3 protein-coding genes are annotated in these 2,832 nt (G+C 45.8%); all 3 read right to left on the bottom strand.

What is annotated here, in order from left to right:
* Positions 1–81 precede the first annotated feature (81 nt).
* Positions 82–813 carry an SDR family oxidoreductase gene (locus tag KW93_RS02475; protein WP_033541378.1) on the bottom strand — a complete coding sequence of 244 codons (732 nt, stop codon included), beginning with the start codon at positions 811–813 and terminating at the stop codon, positions 82–84.
* 97 nt (positions 814–910) lie between these two features.
* On the bottom strand, positions 911–2,242 hold the full coding sequence (locus KW93_RS02470; RefSeq protein ID WP_033541377.1) for a DUF4179 domain-containing protein: 1,332 nt from the start codon (positions 2,240–2,242) through the stop codon (positions 911–913).
* On the bottom strand, positions 2,235–2,744 hold the full coding sequence (locus KW93_RS02465) for a sigma-70 family RNA polymerase sigma factor (protein WP_033541379.1): 510 nt from the start codon (positions 2,742–2,744) through the stop codon (positions 2,235–2,237). Before KW93_RS02465 ends, KW93_RS02470 begins: the two co-directional genes overlap by 8 nt.
* Between the last annotated feature and the right edge of the window lie 88 nt (positions 2,745–2,832).

The raw sequence follows: 2,832 nt of genomic DNA, 5'->3' as shown, positions 1-2,832 counted from the left end.
GCGGGCGATTAGAAATTTTTGCGGGCGTTCCGCAAAAAACCCCCCCCCGGAAATCACATTTCCAGAGGGACTCGCCATTCTTTATTTCTGCTGTCTCGGACGAATCAGAATTTCATTCACATCAACATGTGCCGGCTGCTCCACCGCATATGCAATGGCACGTGCGATATCTTCCGCCTGAAGGAATTCCATCGAAGGGCCGCTCGAAAACGCCGTCAGAATATCTTCATCGGTGATCGTTTCAGTAAGTTCTGTCGTGACGGCACCCGGTGACACAATCGTAGCGCGGATATTCTTCGCCGGATCCAGTTCCTGACGCAGGCCTTCCGTAATCGCGCGAACCGCGAATTTCGTTCCGCTGTAGACGGCGCTGCCCGGTGTAACGTCGTGTCCGGCTACGGATGAAATGTTGATGATATGACCTTCTCCGCGCTCTTCCATATGCGGAAGCACTGCGGCGATGCCATACAATACGCCTTTGATATTGACATCGACCATGCGGTCCCATTCGTCGATCTTCAATTTATTCATGAACGACAGCGGCATCAAGCCTGCATTATTGAGCATGACATCGATTTGACCAAACTGCTCGATCGCCGCTTCCGCCAATGCTTTCATTTCTTCGGCTGATGTGACGTCTGTCACCTGGTAAGCCGCTTGTCCGCCGGCTTCGTCGATTTCTTTCTTCAATTCGACAAGGCGTTCTTCTCGCCGCGCCGCCAGCATGACAGAAAATCCGCGACCTGCCAATTCTTTTGCTGCTGCCTGCCCGATGCCGCTGCTGGCACCGGTGATGATTGCCGTTTTGCCCATCATTCGTCCACTCCATTTCTATGCGTTGAATTGCGTTTTATTCGAATAAAAGAGGCAGGGAGCTTTTTTGCAGTCCCTGCCCATAATTGTAACGCTGTTATTTTTTCAATTCAATTTTGACGTCGCCGTTGATGTAGTTGGGGTAGGCGAATAAGTCGACTCGGACAGGGTTGGCGTAGCCATTATCCTTAAAGCTGATACTGATATCTTGTTTACCTTCGTATCCTGATGATATTCCTGACGAGGTAAGATCCAGTGGTTCCCCGTCGGCATCTGTAACATTCTTATCAAGGCTATATGTGTGGTCTGGCGCATCGTCCCTTCTCAAAATCATCTCAATTCCGGTACGGTTTGCCTTGATCAACTCCAAACGACCATCTTTCGGACTGTGAAGCAATAAATTCTTATCCGTATCCACTAGGAAGTAGGAGTCTTCAATATCCACTGCTTGCATTTTATTAATACGTAGATAAAGTTCTTTTGGCGCTTCAAAATAATTACTTTGCAGATAATATACAATTTCACCATCAGCAATGTCACCGCTGGCAGAGGTTCCATTCATAATCGTAACCCATGTTTCACCTTTTTCATCTTCCAGACGGATGTCCTCAAATTGCAGGATTTTTTTCGTATTGTCCGGATCGAATGAAACCCTGATTCCAACACGTAAAGGGTGAATGATGACTTCTTCAACTGTAAATTTCTGTCCTTCAACTTCAACTTGTTCTTGTACATCATAAGTAATACTTGGTTCAACATTTTCAGGGACTGTAAATGGTATAGAGAAATTAAAGCTTTCACCGTTCAGTATAAATTCCATAGGAAGTGTAAAATCCAAACTTTCAAATTTAATAGATTCTAAGAATTTATAACTTAAAACATCTTTAAATATTCTAGGAGAACCTTCTTCAAAATCAGATTGGTGCCAAGAAATACCACCTGGAGGAATTTGCTGTTGATTTTCCAAATCTAATGGATTGATAATAATATCATCCATATCAACCGCAGACTCAATAGTATAGAAAATATTCATCCCGGACTCATCCAGAATGACCCCGTCAATCGTCAAAGTCGCATTGCCAACGGTTTGGGACTCTCCAATCGGCTGGTAATAGTCATTTTCGAAAACGGCTTCCAATCCTTTATCATATTGAATTAAATTAACAAACCTTTCCATCCCCGGAATCGAAGCCACCGCATTCGCAAAAGCAGGGGATACGCGGATTGATGTCACCAGTGTGAGAATGATCAAAGCCGCTGCCGCCAGACTCCAAAGCGTCCGTTTCCGATTGGCCCGCGTTTTCAGTTTCTCACGTTTGGCACGTTCCAATCCCTGCAGAATCGCGCCGTCCGCTGCTTCCAACGGCAAAGGGATCTTTTCCAGACGATTTTTGAAATCAGTCAATTTCTGTTCCTCTTTTTCATACATGGTCCATCTCTCCTTTGCCTTCAAAATGGCTGCGCAGCGTCCGCAGAGTTTTATGGAGCCTAGATTTTACGGTGCCTTCCGGAATTTGCTCGAGCGCAGCGATGTCTTTTATTTTCACGTCCTGGAAATATTTCATGTAGATCAATTGCTGTTCAGCAGGCGAAAGTGTGCTCAGCGCTTCCTGCAGCTCAAACTGTGTTTGGTCATCCAAAACGGCTGTTTCTGCAGACTTTCCATCTCTCACGTAACGTTTGTCTTTCTTTAATTGATCCTGGCAGTAGTTGATCATGATGCGGATCAGCCAGGTTTTCACATAGTCAGGCTCTTTCAGGGAACCGATTTTCTTATATGCCCGGTACGTCGTTTCCTGCAGGGCTTCGAGTGCATCATGCTCGTTTTTCAGGAAAGCCAAAGCCGTCCTCAGCAGCGCTTCTTTATGTAATTGCATCAGCGCGACAAACGCCTCTTCATCGCCTCCCGCCGCTTTTCGGGCGACTTCCATTTCGTCCACAGCCAACACCCCATTTCTCTCTCGTTACACATTAGACACGGCAAAGCCGAAAAAGTTCATAAGAAATAAAATCTTTATT

Origin of the sequence: Planococcus sp. CAU13 (genome assembly GCF_000775575.1) — a bacterium.
Classification (GTDB): domain Bacteria; phylum Bacillota; class Bacilli; order Bacillales_A; family Planococcaceae; genus Planococcus.
This window is presented reverse-complemented; position numbering and strand designations above follow the sequence as displayed.

What these genes read in the sequence shown, in the direction of transcription:
- KW93_RS02475 (WP_033541378.1), bottom strand. Translation starts at nt 813, where the DNA reads ATGGGCAAAACGGCAATCATCACCGGTGCCAGCAGCGGCATCGGGCAG.
- KW93_RS02470 (WP_033541377.1), bottom strand. Translation starts at nt 2,242, where the DNA reads ATGTATGAAAAAGAGGAACAGAAATTGACTGATTTCAAAAATCGTCTG.
- KW93_RS02465 (WP_033541379.1), bottom strand. Translation starts at nt 2,744, where the DNA reads ATGGAAGTCGCCCGAAAAGCGGCGGGAGGCGATGAAGAGGCGTTTGTC.